The organism is Coriobacteriaceae bacterium (assembly GCA_025992705.1).
In the GTDB taxonomy this organism is placed as follows: Bacteria; Actinomycetota; Coriobacteriia; order Coriobacteriales; family QAMH01; genus QAMH01.
Genome location: DAJPGJ010000001.1, coordinates 1,387,535 through 1,402,917 on the forward strand (window position 1 = coordinate 1,387,535; position 15,383 = coordinate 1,402,917).

At 59.6% G+C, this 15,383-nt stretch carries 12 protein-coding genes; 6 read left to right on the forward strand and 6 right to left on the reverse strand.

Going from position 1 to position 15,383, the window contains the following annotated elements; genetic code table 11:
• Positions 1-48 precede the first annotated feature (48 nt).
• Entirely contained in the window at positions 49-945 is an 897-nt protein-coding gene (locus OIM11_06260) for a hypothetical protein (protein ID HJJ00728.1), read from the forward strand.
• 17 nt (positions 946-962) lie between these two features.
• The gene (locus tag OIM11_06265) at positions 963-1,955 is read left to right on the forward strand and encodes a hypothetical protein (protein HJJ00729.1); all 993 of its coding nucleotides are present in this window, start codon (positions 963-965) and stop codon (positions 1,953-1,955) included.
• Here OIM11_06265 and OIM11_06270 read toward each other — a convergent pair.
• The gene (locus OIM11_06270) at positions 1,952-3,496 is read right to left on the reverse strand and encodes a GGDEF domain-containing protein (protein HJJ00730.1); all 1,545 of its coding nucleotides are present in this window, start codon (positions 3,494-3,496) and stop codon (positions 1,952-1,954) included. The genes OIM11_06265 and OIM11_06270 overlap by 4 nt on opposite strands.
• 98 nt (positions 3,497-3,594) lie before the next feature.
• Positions 3,595-4,857 (reverse strand): hypothetical protein, encoded by a 1,263-nt coding sequence (locus OIM11_06275; GenBank protein HJJ00731.1) that lies wholly within the window; start codon positions 4,855-4,857, stop codon positions 3,595-3,597.
• A gap of 129 nt (positions 4,858-4,986) precedes the next feature.
• On the opposite strand from OIM11_06275, the gene OIM11_06280 reads away from it, so the two are divergent.
• The gene (locus OIM11_06280; GenBank protein HJJ00732.1) at positions 4,987-6,831 is read left to right on the forward strand and encodes a glycoside hydrolase family 2; all 1,845 of its coding nucleotides are present in this window, start codon (positions 4,987-4,989) and stop codon (positions 6,829-6,831) included.
• A gap of 54 nt (positions 6,832-6,885) precedes the next feature.
• Here OIM11_06280 and OIM11_06285 read toward each other — a convergent pair whose 3' ends face one another.
• Entirely contained in the window at positions 6,886-8,073 is a 1,188-nt protein-coding gene (locus OIM11_06285; GenBank protein ID HJJ00733.1) for an IS1249 family transposase, read from the reverse strand.
• Positions 8,074-8,275: 202 nt separating this feature from the next.
• Between OIM11_06285 and OIM11_06290 the strand changes: the two genes are divergently transcribed.
• A complete protein-coding gene (locus OIM11_06290; protein ID HJJ00734.1) occupies positions 8,276-10,249 on the forward strand; it encodes an MDR family MFS transporter in 1,974 nt (657 codons plus the stop codon).
• Positions 10,250-10,297: 48 nt separating this feature from the next.
• Here OIM11_06290 and OIM11_06295 read toward each other — a convergent pair whose 3' ends face one another.
• Both OIM11_06295 and OIM11_06300 read right to left on the reverse strand, forming a co-directional pair.
• Positions 10,298-12,586, reverse strand: coding sequence for a heavy metal translocating P-type ATPase (locus OIM11_06295; protein HJJ00735.1), 2,289 nt, complete (start codon positions 12,584-12,586; stop codon positions 10,298-10,300).
• Between the two features lie 123 nt (positions 12,587-12,709).
• Complete coding sequence (locus OIM11_06300; GenBank protein ID HJJ00736.1) at positions 12,710-13,324, reverse strand: hypothetical protein; 615 nt, start codon at positions 13,322-13,324, stop codon at positions 12,710-12,712.
• A gap of 179 nt (positions 13,325-13,503) precedes the next feature.
• Between OIM11_06300 and OIM11_06305 the strand changes: the two genes are divergently transcribed.
• Positions 13,504-13,974 carry a MerR family transcriptional regulator gene (locus OIM11_06305; GenBank protein HJJ00737.1) on the forward strand — a complete coding sequence of 157 codons (471 nt, stop codon included), beginning with the start codon at positions 13,504-13,506 and terminating at the stop codon, positions 13,972-13,974.
• A complete protein-coding gene (locus OIM11_06310) occupies positions 13,971-14,666 on the forward strand; it encodes a DUF554 domain-containing protein (GenBank protein HJJ00738.1) in 696 nt (231 codons plus the stop codon). The genes OIM11_06305 and OIM11_06310 overlap by 4 nt, the downstream gene beginning before the upstream one ends.
• 18 nt (positions 14,667-14,684) lie before the next feature.
• On the opposite strand, the gene OIM11_06315 is transcribed toward OIM11_06310, so the two are convergent.
• Positions 14,685-15,374, reverse strand: a complete 690-nt coding sequence (locus OIM11_06315; protein HJJ00739.1) for an EthD domain-containing protein — start codon at positions 15,372-15,374, stop codon at positions 14,685-14,687.
• Between the last annotated feature and the right edge of the window lie 9 nt (positions 15,375-15,383).

A 15,383-nucleotide genomic window follows, 5' to 3' on the forward strand; every position in this document is an offset into this window, starting at 1 on the left:
GTGCTATTCTATCTATAGAATATATATGGCGAGAGAAGGAGGCTCCCCATGAATAAGGAAAGAATGCACGAGCTCGTCGAGGGCATACACATGATAGACGAGGTCGATCCCGCGGACTTCAAGACCATCAAAACAGACTTCGAGTTCGAGGAGCCACCCGCCGTCTCCATCTACATGCCCGTCCAGCACACCGAACGTGACATGCGCCGCAACAACTGGGATCGCATCGAGTTCAAGGACCTGGCAAAGGAGGCCAAGCGCCAGCTGCTCGCCAGCTGGGATGAGCGCGAGGTCAAGCCCATCCTCGAAAAGCTCGACTACATGTCCAAGCGTCAGGACATGGAGCTGTGGCTCGAGGCCAAGAAGGGCCTCGCCTTCTTCCTCAACGTCAAGACCTGCTACGTCTACAACATGGACATGACGCCCAAGGCCCAGGTCGTCGTCGGCGACGATTACGACTTCGCCCAGCTCAACGGCGAAATCATCGAGGACACGGCATCGCGTTTCAAGCTTCTGCTCCTCAACGCCGATTTCTTCGCCGTGCTCGACGGCAACGACCAGGGCGTGCACTTCGAGGAGTTCCCGGAAGACGTCAAGCACTACTTCGCCGAGACCTTCCCGGAGTTCGACGGAGAGGTCACGGCGCTTGACTACTACAGCCTCGAGGACCATCTGCCCCCCTATCACGGGTGGAAGTCTCGCAATGACGTCAAGCAAGAGGAAGCGCGCAAGTTCTTCCGCTATGTCGACAAGGTGATGAACGACGAGATCGTCCGTGACGAGACCGACATCCCCGTCATCCTCGTGACCGCACCGGAACATCTCCACGACTTCCGCGAGGTGTGCACCTTCAAGGCCCTGTACCCCAAGGCAATCGAGAAGGACCCGCGCGGCCTCACGGGCGGCGAGCTCGTCGCCGACGCGCTCGAAGTGCTCGGCAGCTAATTCGCGGGTAGGCAATCATGACGAAGGGCAAGGGCAAGCGCATCGCACTGTGGGCCATCGGCATCGCGGCGGGCGTGCTCGTCCTCGCCCTCGTCGTCATCAACGCGTACGTGCGCGTCGCGTACCACACGTACTACTCCGAGGCGCAGCGCGAGTTCAACATTCCCGGCATCCATGACGGGTTCGTGTGCCAGGACCTCGATTATTACGATGAGGGCAGCTGCTGGTTCTTCAGCGGCTATGACGCAAGCGGTGGCCCTTCGTATGTCTATCGTCGCGATGCCGATGGCACCGTCGCCCGTCTGCTCGTGACGCTCCCCGACGGCTCGATCTACGATGACCACGGCTCGGCCATAACGACGAACAGCCAATATGCCTTCCTGGCGAGCGAGGATGGCTACTTCGTCCTCAGTGCATCAGACCTCGCCTCGGCAAGCGCCGGCAGCGCGGTGCAGACCATCTCCGCAGTCGATCTCGACATCACGCCGGCCTTCATGAACATCGAAAACGACACGCTTTACGCGGGTACCTTCCACCTCATTCCAAGCTATCCCGCCCCTGCGGAGCATCACCTCATCGTGCCTGACGGCAGCGAGAATGCCGGGGTCATACTCGCCTATCCGGCAGATGCAAACGGCGCATTTGGCTACGCCACGCAGGCAGCCTACGTCTATTCCATCCCGGATGCCGTCCAGGGCATGGCAGTGCTTCCCGATGGCAATATCATGCTCTCGAGCTCATACGGGCTCACCTCCTCGCACCTGCGCACCTACGACGTGCACGATGCGCAGCAAGGTGCGGCCTTCCTCGTCGATGGGCGCGAGGTGCCTCTATACTTCATCGATTCGACCAACCTCGTGGCAGACCTCGTTGCCCCGCCCATGAGCGAGGGCATCGAAAGCCACGACGGGCGCATCTGGATATCGGAGGAATCCGCAGGTAACAAGTACCTCTTTGGCAAGCTCTTCGGTGCCGGCTCCGTGTACTCGATCCCGGCTCAACAGCTCTAATGCCCGATCTCGTCCTCGTAGAAGGCGAAGTGTCCCTTATCCAAGCGCTTGACCTTGTAGAGCGCTTCATCGGCCTGCGCGTATAGATCGGCAAAGCTAGCCTTGCCCTCCGATGGATCATGGACGCGAATGCCCACCGAAACGCTCACCGCCATGTCACCCGCAGGCAAATCGTCGATGCGTTCGAGGCTCTGGTCGATGCGTTCGAGAATGGCATGCAAGGTATCCTTGTCAGTCGTCCCGGAGATGGCAATGGCGAACTCGTCACCGCCCATGCGGCAGGCAATGTCGGAAGAGCGGATGACCTTGCTGAAGACCCTGGCAACGCTACGCAGGACCTTGTCCCCCATCGCATGACCATAGGTATCGTTGATACCCTTGAGATCGTCGAGATCGATCATGAGCAGGGCGAAGGGTTCCTCGCGCTCGATCATGGCGTTGACCTGCATCGTGAAAGCCTGGCGACGCATGAGATGAGTCAACTCGTCAAGATATAGACAGTCTGACCAAAAATGGTTGTAGACATCCCGCAGGGCGTAGCGGACCTGATGGACATCACGTACATCCTCGAGCGTAAGCACCTGTGCCTCGCAGCGCACCTCTTCGTCGAGCTTGCTCGGCATGGGCAGCGACTCGGGCATGGACGTCGTGCCCCGCCAGCGTGGCACCGGCAACACGAGCAGCACGTTATCGGTGAAGGTGCCGCACATGAAGCCACTGCCCGCATACGCGACCTGCTCGTTGACCGCCTTCATTGCGCGCACGACCTCGGATTCCTCGCCAAAGAAGAGGTAGCAGCCCAGTTTGACCTCGTCAGACTGGGCGATACGCTCCTGGAGCATGGTGCTGCAGGCCAGAAAATTGTAAAGCCCCGTCTTGGGCGAGATATAGAGACGCGCATCCTCCATGGTGACCATGAGCCCAATCATGATCATGACAAGACCAGGGCTCGTGATGAGGATGTAGGGCCAGATCACCTGCACGATGGCGACGGCGATGAGCACGAGGAAGGATGCGAGAAGCACGAGATTGTTGATGTGCCCGAGCACCGTGCGATAGCGCACAAGCAACACGATGAGCAGGATGATCGTATAGGCCACCATGATGTAGAGCACGTAGGCCTTGGGTCCGAGCGAATACGAGCCTTGTGGCGTGTCGACGTACTCGATGGGCAGGACAAGCTGCGCTGCGATGATGAGCGCGCAAATCACGCAGCTGAAGATGATGAGGTTTCGCTGGCTTCCCCCGCCCATGCGCTCGATGAGCATGAGCACGTAGATGAGCAGCAGGGCGCACCACAGCGCGAGCGTGACGAGGAAGACGAGATGCCATCCGTAGTTGAAGGCATCAGGAACGAGCGTACGATTGTTGACGGTGTACTCCGTCACCGAGGCGGCGCAGAGATTCGCGATGCTCACATAACCCATGCAGGAAAACACGCGAGACGCCTTCGTGGGCAGGCGGCGCTTGCGCAGGAAGAGCGGCAGGCAATAAAGCATGATGACGAGGCACGCCAAAGGCAGGCGAATCTGCATGTACATCCCGTGCCCCTCCCCTCGTGAACGCCAAGAGAATCAAGCGCAGATTATACCATCGCGGCCGCTCTACGCGCCTCGAGGGGAACGCCGACGCGCTGCCGTCATGCGGCGGCGGACTCGACCCTGATGCCCGGTGCCCCGAGCTTCACGAGCATGCAGGCCCCGGTGCCAAGCAGGCTCTCGATGCGCTCCACGAAGGGCTCGACCTTGTCATTGGGCACGACCACCTGGATGGTGCCGCCAAAGCCACCACCATGAATGCGTGCCGATCCACACAGCGTGCCATCGACGGGGACGGTGAGCTCCGCGAGCACGCGTTGACACAGGGCAAGCGTGACCATGGCGTCCTCGTGATCTCCGGGGAAACCAACGTTTTGCAGGTGTTCTGCCGACACGATGCTCGAGCGATTGGTCAGGTATACGAAACTTTGGGCATCATCGCGACGCAAGGCCTCGACGCGCCGCTGCACGAGACGAAACTCCTCGAAGAAAGCCAGGCCGCGCAAGGCAACGAGATCGCCGTACTCCGCACGAACGCGGCCGATGTCGTTGACATATTGGTCCATGGAGATGTCACGAAGCTGTGCGACGTCGAAGGCGTCAGCCGCATCCTGCATGTCCTGTGCGACGCTCGCGAAGGAGCTCGTCGCGTCCTCGTGCCCACTTCCGCAACTTACGAGAAGATAGGTATAGCCATCGCAGGAAGGCGGCAAGATGACTTTGCTTATCGCAGGATTCACGCGATTGGCGAAATCCATGAGAATGACGCCGCCAAACGCGCAGGCGATTTGGTCCATGATGCCACAGGGCTTGCCAAAGAAAGCCCGCTCGGCATGCAGGGCCATCTGAGATAGATGCAAGGGCGTAAGGCGCTTCTCGCGAATGTCGTCCTCGAGTGAGACGCCATCCCTGTGCGCGATGATGCGCCAGCCACCGATAACGGCAAGTGCGGCACCCACGCAAAGCTCGAAGGCAGCCGAACTGGAAAGCCCTGCCCCAGAAGGGATATCCGAATGGATATCGAGCGTACAACCTTGCAACTCGACGCCCTGCTGCATGAGCTGGGCAGCCATTCCGCGCACGAGCGAGACGGTCGTGTTGCGCTCACTTGCCCGCGAGGTCCAGCAATTGGGATCGGCAAGGTTGATGGAGCATTCTCCATGTCCGTAGGAACGCACGCGAATGCGGCTACCGGCATCCACATACGCATCGCAGACGATACGCCTGTCGACGGCCGAGGCAATGACACAGCCACCTTGATGATCTTGGTGGTTTCCTGCAACTTCGGTTCTGCCGGGAACGCTTACGCGACAGTGGTCGGTGAATCCAGACGCCTGATGGTGCTCGGGTGACACAATATCCATGGCCGGCCCTTCCACACGTATTTTGATTTTTGAATTGTTCGTCTGGCAAATAATCTATATCGCGTATGATTGTACCACCAGACGTTCCGAATTGCCTGCAGGCGAGATAAAAAGGATGGGGCACCAAAGATGTTCGATTTCAGACGCGCGCTCAAGAGCGCCCTGCAGACCCATCCCGATGACGAGCTCGTGCAGCTTCTCACGCCTTGGGGCGAGACACTTGACCCCCATGACCTGCTCCAGGAATATCCGCGTCCCCAGATGCGCCGCGAATCATACGCGAACCTCAATGGCTGGTGGGAATGCACGATACGCACGGACCAGCAAGAGGGAAACGAAGCCGACTCCGTCTATAGCGGGCAAATACTCGTTCCCTTCTCCCCCGAATCAGCGCTCTCGGGAGTGGGCCACCAGCTGCTTCCCCACGAGACCATCTGGTATCGCCGTAGCGTATCGATGCTCAAGCGCCCGGGCAAACGCTATCTCCTGCACTTCGGAGCAGTCGACTTCGCGTGCGAGTGCATCGTCAACGGACATCCTGTCGGAAGCCATCGCGGTGGCTACACGCCCTTCAGCTTCGATATCACGGACGCCCTGCAGGCCTTCGGCGACGCAGAGTCGGTCGCCACGATCGACCTTGCCGTACGCGACCCGAGCGAGACAGGCACGCAACCACGCGGCAAGCAGCGCCTCGACCGTGGCAGCATCTGGTACACCGCACAAAGCGGCATCTGGCAGACCGTCTGGATGGAAGAGGTCAGCGACCCGTATATCGAGAAGCTCGACATACGCACCAGCGAGGACATGCTGCAGCTGCGCGTGCACGTGGCGGGCAGCATCGACGATGCCGAGCGTGCGCTCTCGGTCGACGTCTTCGACGAAGGTGAGCTCGTCGCCTCTGCAAGCACACCCGTGCAAGGCATTGGCCCCCATGATATCGAGCTTGCGCTCGAGGACCCCCATCTCTGGAGCCCCGCTGATCCGCACCTCTACGACCTTGGCATCTCCTATGGCGAGGATGCCGTAGGCAGCTATTGCGCATTTCGCAGTTTCACCATCGAGCACGTCGAAGGCAAGAGCATGCCGGTCTTCTGCTGCAATCACGAGCCACTCTTCCTCAAGGGCGTGCTTGACCAGGGGTACTGGTCCGATGGCTTGCTCACCGCGCCAAGCGACGAGGCTCTGCGCTACGACATCGAAGTGGCTCGCAGCCTCGGCTTCAACATGCTGCGCAAGCACCTCAAGGTTGAGCCGGCACGCTGGTACTACCATTGCGACTGCCTCGGCATGATCGTATGGCAGGATATGGTCAACGGAGGCGCCCAGAGCTATCCCGCATTTTGGACCAGCCAGCTACCCACGGTCTTTCCCGGCATCGCACGTCATGTCGATGACACGAAGAAGCTCGCTCGCTTCGGTGCCGAAGACGCATCTGCGCGCGAACTCTGGCTTGAGCAGGCGCACGCCACCATCGAGAACCTGCGCAACTTTGCCTGCATCGCGAACTGGACCGTCTTCAACGAAGCCTGGGGACAGTTCGAAGCGAACAAGATGACGGACGCATTGGCACAGCTTGACGACACGCGCCCCTTTGACCAGGCAAGCGGTTGGTACGACCAAGGCGGCGGAGATTACGTCAGCGAGCACAACTACTTCCGTGATCTGCACCTGCCCAAGGGCCATGGATGCGATGACGAGCGTGCACGCGTCATATCGGAGTTCGGCGGCAGTGCGTTTCGCGTCGAAGGACATAGCGCGATCGAGCGATCCTACGGCTACGATACCCACGAAGACGCGGAAGAATTCGCCGCGGCCGTCAGACATGAGCTCGAAAAGGCCAATGCGCTTGAAGCCGAGGGGCTTTCCGGTTACGTCTACACGCAGCTCACGGATGTCGAGGAAGAGGTCAATGGGCTCATCACCTATGACCGGCGTGTCGTGAAGGCACGGCCCACATCCGTTGACGAGGCGTAACGTTTCGGGCCCGAATCTTGGGGCTATGTTTCAAAAAGTGTGTCCGGCGGGACATCACTGACGGTACCTCGTCGGCATGTGAAACTCGTTCCAGTCGATGGCCTTCCCATACCTCTCCGGGCTTCCATCCGAATGCCGGCCCTCGCCCGAGACGGTTGCGAAAAGCCCGTCGACGTCTTCGTCCCTCGGCATGCGGCGCAGGATCTCCGCCGGGCTCTCGGGCTCTTCGGTGTGCATGTAGCACCACCACATGACGGCCTTCACGCGGTGCAGCAGCGGCAATCCCCGATGCAGCCTGAGCATCTCCCTCAGTTGCGCGTTCAGGCTCTCGATCGGGTTGTTGGTGGAATCCCAGCGCCCGCCGCGCTCCCTTTGCATCTCGATGAATGTGAAAAGCGTCCCTTCCTTCACCAGGCGGTTGAGGCTTCCCCTGGCCCGCCGCAGCCTCTCGTGCGTGTAGACCCTCCTGCCGTCTTTCACCGTGAACTCCTTCAGGAACTCGCTCCAATCGGAGCACCACTGCGCGTAGTCGACGAGCCACTCCCTCATCGCGTCCTCGTCTTTGGCCCTCGTCAGGCGGTTCGCGATGCCCAGGAGCTCGCGGCCGCACTCGAGCTTGGGACTCTTGGTCGTGTAGCGCTTGACCTGGCGCGCGGCATGCACGACGCAGCGCTGTATCCTGGTGCCGGGCCATACGGTGCGCGCCGCCTTCGCGAGCCCGGTGGATCCGTCCGACACCACCAGCATCGGAGCGGGTATCCTCATCATCAGCGCCGCCCAGGAGCTCGAGCACTCCCTTTGCGCCAGGTGCCATGCGATCACGTGCTCCTTGGAGCGCGCGACGAGCACGACGGCGTCGTGGGAAAACCAGATGCCGTCGAGAAAGACCGTGTCGAAGACCTCGCCGGTGAAAGGGGCGATGGGCCAAAGCTCCCAGAACCCGGCGCACTTTCGCCAGAAGGTCGACCTGCTGTATCCGAGATCGGCGATCGACCTCTTGGAGAGGATCCAGGCAAGGAAGGCCCGGAGCAGCTTGGCGGCGTTGTCAATCCTTCTCGTCTTGGAGGCACCGCACGACTTGCACCGCCAGCGCTTGGTCCCTGCCTTCGTGTATCCGTTCCCCTTCATCTCGCTTCCGCAAACGTCGCATCTCGGGCTACTCAAGGCGTCATCCTGTCCACTAGGCAACTTTTCCCTTCGGAAAGCTTGCCTGAACAGGCACGTCAAGAGGAAAGCGGACACACTTTTTGAAACACCTTCGAGTTGGGCGATTCCAACTCAAGGACCTGATTTGCTTGTGTTCAACTGGGGTAACGGGTCTTATTCGGACACACTTTTTGAAACATAGCCCGAATCTTGGCTATCATAGGTAGTCACAATCCAATTTAGACGAATAGCAACGAAGGGCTGATGAAGCATGGCACTGGATGTGAGCAGAAGAGACATGGTAATGATCGGCGTGCTGCTGGCGGGCACGCTACTGGCGGTGCTTAACCAGACGCTGCTCTCCCCCGCGCTTCCCGCCATCATGGCAAGCCTCTCGGTCGATGCGACCACCGTGCAGTGGCTCACGAGCGGCTACTCCCTCGTCGCGGCCGTCATCATCCCGCTTTCGGCTTTCCTCATCGGACGCTTCACGACGCGCCAGCTCTTCAACACGGGCTTCGTCATCTTCGCCGTTGGTAGCCTCGCTGCCGCGCTCGCGCCCAACTTCTGGGTGCTGCTGCTTGGCCGCGTGCTGCAGGCCACGTGCACGGGCATGGTCATGCCCATGGTGTTCACGGTGATCCTGCTCGTCTTCCCTCGCGAGAAGCGTGGCACCGCCATGGGCGCCATCGGATTGATCATCGGCTTTGCCCCGGCCATCGGCCCCTCGGTTGCGGGCTTGCTCGTCGACTCGGTTGGTTGGCGCTGGCTGTTCGGCATCGTCACGATCCTGACCGTCGTCGTCCTCGTGCTCTCGCTCGTGTTGCTGCGTAACTACGGCGACTTCAAGCGCACGAGCTTCGACCCTCTCTCCGTCCTGCTCTCCTCCGCGGGTCTCATCTGCCTGCTCTATGGCCTCTCGACCTTCTCCTCGAGCGATAACCTCCTCGTGACGGGCGCGCTCATCATCGTCGGCCTTGTGCTCGTGGGCCTCTTCGTGCGCCGCCAGCTCAAGCTGCCCGTCCCGATGCTCAAGGTCGACATCCTCAAGACGCGCAAGTACGCGACGACCGTCATCATCATCGTCATCGTGCAGGCCGCCCTCATGGGCACGGGCGTCATCACGCCGCTGTATATCCAGGGTGTCTGCGGCTACTCGGCCACGATGTCGGGTGTCGCCATGCTACCCGGTGCGGTCATCGGTGCCTTCATGGGTCTCGTGAGTGGCCGCCTCTTCGATCGTTTCGGCGTGCGCAAGGTCGTCGTGCCCGGCTCCATCGTCGCGCTCTTCGGCGCTTTCTGCCTCACGCTTCTGGGTATGGATACCGACTTCATCTTCATCATGCTCGCCTACACGATTCTCACCATCGGCCTGCAGTTCACGATGACCCCGCTCAACACCTGGGGCGTCAACTCGCTGCCCAACGACGTCATCCAGCACGCGCAGGGCCTGTCCAACACGCTCAACCAGGTTGCCGCCTCGCTCGGCACGGCCGTTCTCGTGTCCATCTCGGCGCTCGCGCCCGTCTTCGCGCCTGATGCCGTGGGCATCGAGCAGATGTTCATCGGCGACCACATGGCGTTTACCACTACGGCGGCGATCATGGTCATCGCCGTACTCGTCATCCTCTTCTTCGTGCGTGACAAGGCGAGGGAGAAGGGCGCCGTGGAAGTCGAGGCACAGGCAGCCGGCGAGGAGACCGTCGATTATGCGGCCGGCTTTGACGGCGTGACGGTGGATGCCACGGCAAACGAGAACATCGCGGCCGAGGTTGGCAGTGACGCCTCCGGAGAGATGCAATATCACGTCTCGGACGCCATGAACCGCAATCCCCTTGCCGTCCTCGCCGGTACGACCATGGACGATGTCATCGAGTTCATGGCGGCACATGACGCGAGCGGCTTGCCCGTCATCGACGAAAACGGCAAGCTCGTCGGCTTCATTTCCGATGGCGATGTGGCCTCCTACCTTGGCAGCAACGACATCTCGTTGCTCGATTCGACGCTCAACATCTACCGTTTCGAGGATGACACCGCGCTCACCTCGCGCTTGGTCGACCTGCTCAACCTCGACGTCATGGACATCGCGACAAAACGCGTCATCTCCGTGCACGAGGACACGCCGCTCGACAAGGCAGTCCACACGCTCTCTGAAAAGCGCATCAAGAAGATGCCCGTCATAGACGGGGAAGGTAGGCTCGTGGGGGCCCTGAGCCGCCGCAACGTCATGCACGCCATCGCCGGCGCAATCAGCGAGCTCAAGAGCAAGTAAGGAATGACAAAGGGGGCGGCCTTGCGGCCGCTCCGGTCGAGATGACGCCTACCGGAAGCGCTTGAGCAGCAACGAGTTGCAGACGACGCTCACGCTCGACAGCGCCATGGCCGCACCCGCCAACGCCGGTGCCAAGATGCCCACGGCGGCCAGCGGAATCATGATGCAGTTGTAGATGAGGGCCCAGAAGAGGTTCTGGCGAATCTTGCGCATCGTCGCCTTGGAGAGACGCAACGCAACCACCAAATCACTCAGGTGATTGCGCATGAGCACGACACTGCCGGCATCCAAGGCCACGTCCGTGCCTGATGCCATGGCGATGCCCACGTCTGCCGCGGCAAGCGCAGGTGCGTCGTTGATGCCGTCGCCGACGAATGCGACGATGTTCTTTGCCTCGGCGTCTTGCACTCTCTTCGAAGCTGATTCGAGCATGCGCACGTCTTCGGCAGATTTCACTTCGAGTACGCGACTGGCCTTTTCAAGCGGTTTGACCCCCGCAAAGACATGGGCATCCGCGATGCCGACTTCGGAGGCGACAAGCCTCGCGGTCTTCTCGTTGTCACCCGTCACCATATACGAAGCGATGTCGAAGTCCTTCATGAGGGCATGCACCGTGGAAGCCGCATCCGATTTCGGCTCATCTTTGAATTGAATGTATCCCATAGGCTCGTCATCGATGCTGACGAGAACGCCCGACCCAGCACCACCTGGCGCAACGCTCGTGCCGACAAAGACGTCATGCCCGTCGACCTTGCCCCTCACGCCCTCACCGACGACAGCCTTGAAGTCGGTGACCTCGGGAAGGTCGCCAATACCTCGCATGGCGGCATAGGAGACAATGGCGTGGGCAAGCGGATGCTCGCTTTTCGATTCAACTGCAGCCGCCATGGCCAGCGCCTCGTCTGCGACATCGCATGTGACGACAGTGGGCTCACCCCTGGTAATGGTGCCGGTCTTGTCGAAGACCATGGCCGAGAGCTTCACGAGCATCTCGAGCACGGAGCCGTCCTTGATCAGAATGCCAAGCTGGGCGCCCTTTCCCATACCCACCATGAGGGCAGTCGGCGTAGCAAGGCCCAGCGCACAGGGACACGCCACGCAGATGACCGCGATGGCCGGCATCAACGCCTGCTGCAGGCGATGGGATGCCACGTCCGGTTCCACGAAGAAGAACCAGACGCAGAAGACGCAAAGCGCGATGATCAAGATGGCCGGCACGAAGATCGAGGCGATCTTGTCTGCGATGCGCTGAATGGGGGCTTTCGAGCCCTGGGCATCCTCGACCGCACGCACGATGCGCGCCAACGTGGAATCCGCACCCACGCGAAGAGCATGCACGGTGACAGATCCCGTGGTGTTCTGCGAACCTCCCGTCACCGCGTCTCCCTCGCTCTTGACGACGGGAAGGGCCTCTCCCGTGAGCATGGATTCGTCGACTTCGGTCGATCCTTCGATCACGACGCCATCGACCGGCATCTTCTCACCGGGAAAGACGACGACGGTATCACCTGCGGCAACCTGTGCCAGGGGGATCTCCTGCTCTTTGCCGCCGCGGATGACGCGGGCGGTGGGTGGGGTGAGGTTCATGAGGGCCTCGATCGCCTGGTTGGTGGCTCCCTTCGCCCTTCCCTCGAGAATCTTTCCCAGCAAGACGAACGTGATGAGCATGGCGCAGGTCTCGAAGTACGGCATGCCGTCGTTTATCTCCATGGCAGCACTATCAGGACCCCAGTCGTTGGTGATGACCGGCAGAAACGTGATGTAAATGGAGAATGCGAACGCAATGGTGGTACCCAGGGCGACCAACACGTCCATATTGGCGGAGCCGCCCCTGAGCGACCCCCATGCGCCTTTGTAGAACCGTGCGCCACAGCAGAACTGCACGGGAATCGTGAGCGCCATGAGCAAGAGATTGCAGGCAAACATCGACTGGGCATGCGTAGGATCTGCAACGAAGATTCCCGCAAGTGCGTCTCCCACGCCCATGTGCCACCCGGGAAGCATTCCGATGCAAAAGACGACGACGGTAAAGACACACGCCGTCACGAAGACCTTCGTGTCCCGTTTCGCACGCGCCATTTCTCTCGCACGGCGCTTCTCGTCCACGAGAGGGGCATCTTCGGGGATGATCTCGGCAGTGAACGAGAGGTTGTCGAACACGGCGAGCATGTCATCTACGCTTGCTTGCGAGGGATCGAACGTGACCTTGCCCGTGTTGTTTGCCAAATTGACCGCGACATCGACCACCCCGGGAGTCGCACGATAATGTTTTTCGATGTTGGCCGCGCAGTTCGCGCAATGCATGCCATCGATGGCCAGGCGTACGGTGCTTTGCATGAACGCCCCCTTTCGCGTCTTTTCTCTATAATCCTGAGCTTAGCATAAAGAATTCGACACATGAAAGAAAACAGGGTGGCTCCCCCATGGGGAACCACCCTGGAATTGTCGCAGATGCCTGCCTTACAGGCTCTTCTTGAAGTCCTCGAACTTCTGCTTGATCTCGGCACGCTTCTTCTCGATGGCTTCATGACGATCGGCCTTGCGCTGGGCGCGAATCTTTTCACGAGCCTGCTTGGCCAAGTCCTCCTGGATTTGCTCGGCCTGATCGACCTCATCGGCGATCTCTGCGGCATCCCAGTGCATGACCGCGCAGTCCATGCCCTCGAACTGCATGTCGAAATCCGCGGAATCGTCCTCTTGCACGAGCGCGATGAGGGCCGTCTGCCCCGGAAGCAGCGATCGACTGCTGTAGGCAAGCAGCGAGGTGTTGTCCGCAGCATCGCTCTCGTCGACGAGGCTTCCCGCGAGCAAGCCCACGCCACCGCCGAGCAGGATGCCGATGGGGCCTCCGAGTATGCCCACGGCTGCTCCGAGCAAGCCGCCCATCCACGTGTCGTCCGTCGTGTCCTGGCCCGAATCGAACCCGTCCTTGGGAACGACGTTTCCATCGACGTTCTTCACGATAACCATCTGGAGAATCGTGTAGGACGATGTGACCGGCTTGTTCTTGAGGTGGGAAAACGCCTCGTATGCCTGGCTCTCGACCGGGAAAGTTACCATCGTTACGTATTCCATGGCATAGCTCCTATTCTTTGCTACACAAATTGCATGTTACTAGTATACACCGTTAAACTATTAATACATGCCGTTTACCGAAAACTAGTTGTATCAATAAAGTACCAAGTAAGCCAAACAATCGATTGAACCTGACTTTAGGTCAAGCTATCATCACGCAAGGCGAAAGGAGAGCCTTCATGCAGTATTCCATCGGCGAGATAGCGGAGATGACGGGACTCTCGCCTTCGACGCTTCGCTTCTACGATAAGGAAGGCCTGCTTCCCGGCCTCGAGCGCCAAGGTGGTAAGCGGGTCTTTGACGAGGGTCACATCGAGACTTTACGCATCATCGAATGCCTGAAGCGCTCCGGCCTGGAAATACGAGACATACGAAAGTTCATGGAGCTCACGACCAAGGGCAGCGCAAGCTATGCACAGCGTCAGGAGCTGATGGAAGAAAGGCGCCTGAAGACCCTCGAGCAGATCGAGGAGCTGCAAAAGACGCTTGCCGTGCTCGAGTACAAGTGCTGGTATTACGATGAAGCTCTCTCGCGGGGCAACGAGGATTTTGCCCAAGGTGCTCCCGACAGCCTTCCCCAAGAGGCTCGCGAACTCTACGAGCGTGCGTTTCTCCAAAATGCGAACCATCTGGAAAGGGAATCGGAATGATCGGAACCATCGCGAACACTGCGGCCATTGTCCTGGGAAGCTCGATTGGGGCCGTAGCCAAGCGCGGCCTCGGCGAGAAGTACCAGGACGTGCTTTTCCTCGCCATGGGTCTTGCTGCCGTGGGCATTGGCGTCAATTCCATCGTCAAGGGCATGGGGCAGAGCGTTTATCCGGTTCTCTTCATCGCAAGCCTCGCCATCGGCGGCGTCATCGGCACGGCGCTTGACATCAACGGCCGCTTCGACCGCTTCGTCGACAAGCGTTCCAAGTCGGAGTCAAACCTCTCCCAAGGGCTCTCCACGGCAATCATGATCTTCTGCTTCGGGGCGCTCTCCATCATCGGCCCCATTAACAGCGCCCTCTACGGTGACGAGACCTTCCTGCTCACGAACGCCACCCTGGACCTCGTGACCTCGATGGTGCTCGCCTCGTCCTTCGGCATCGGCATCGCACTCGCGGCCATCGTGCTCTTCTGCTGGCAGGGCGCGATATTCCTACTCGCCGCCCAACTCCAGCCCTTCCTCACGGCAGATCTCATGGCAGAGATCACCATCGTGGGCGGCTTTCTCATCCTGGCATCGGGCCTTGGCATACTCAAGGTCAAGGAAATACCCGTGATGAACCTGCTGCCGGCATTGCTCGTCCCGCCCCTATGGTTCCTCGCCATCCAGTTGCTGGCGCCCTTCCTGTAGACCACCAGCGTCCTTGCCTCATTTCACGACGGTAAAGTCAACGAGAAACGGATTGACGCTGTTCATGAATTCCTTGCGATGGGCCACGGTTGCCTGACCTTCGGGAATAGTTTTGAAAGCATTGGCAACTTCGGATGCCTCGCTGAAAAACAGCTCGAGTATCCCATCAAACGGGAGCCTGTCATGAGTAACATGACGACCATTTATCATACGGTCGATAATGAGATGCTGGTTATACCCGTAGAAAATGTCAGTAGGCATCTTCGCCATGCATCCCGAATGAACGACAAACCATTCGCGAGTGAAGTCCTCAAATGACACATCCGGCACCGTGCGGCCCAGCAACGTCATCTTCTTCTGGCATCCATCCTCAACGCGCAGGGGAATGGACACGTTTTCAAGGCAGACGTAGGTCTCTTCGTACATCACCGCGTTTACGCGCTCACACAAAACCGCTGCATATGCATTGGATCTTCTAGCCTCCTCGTATGCGTCGAGATCGACATAGCGCTCGATGGTAAACGCATCGGCAAGAATCGCTTCAGAAGAGGCGTCACCGCGTTCCTTGGCAGTGACCCGATCGAACTCGAAGGATTCGAGCTCGGGGATTTGAAGACACAGGGGTGCATAGACATCGTGCAGAAATGCGTCAAATTCGCTGTCTGAGATAGTCGGATCTTTGCGTAAGAGGTTAATGCAGGAAATCATAGCACCTGC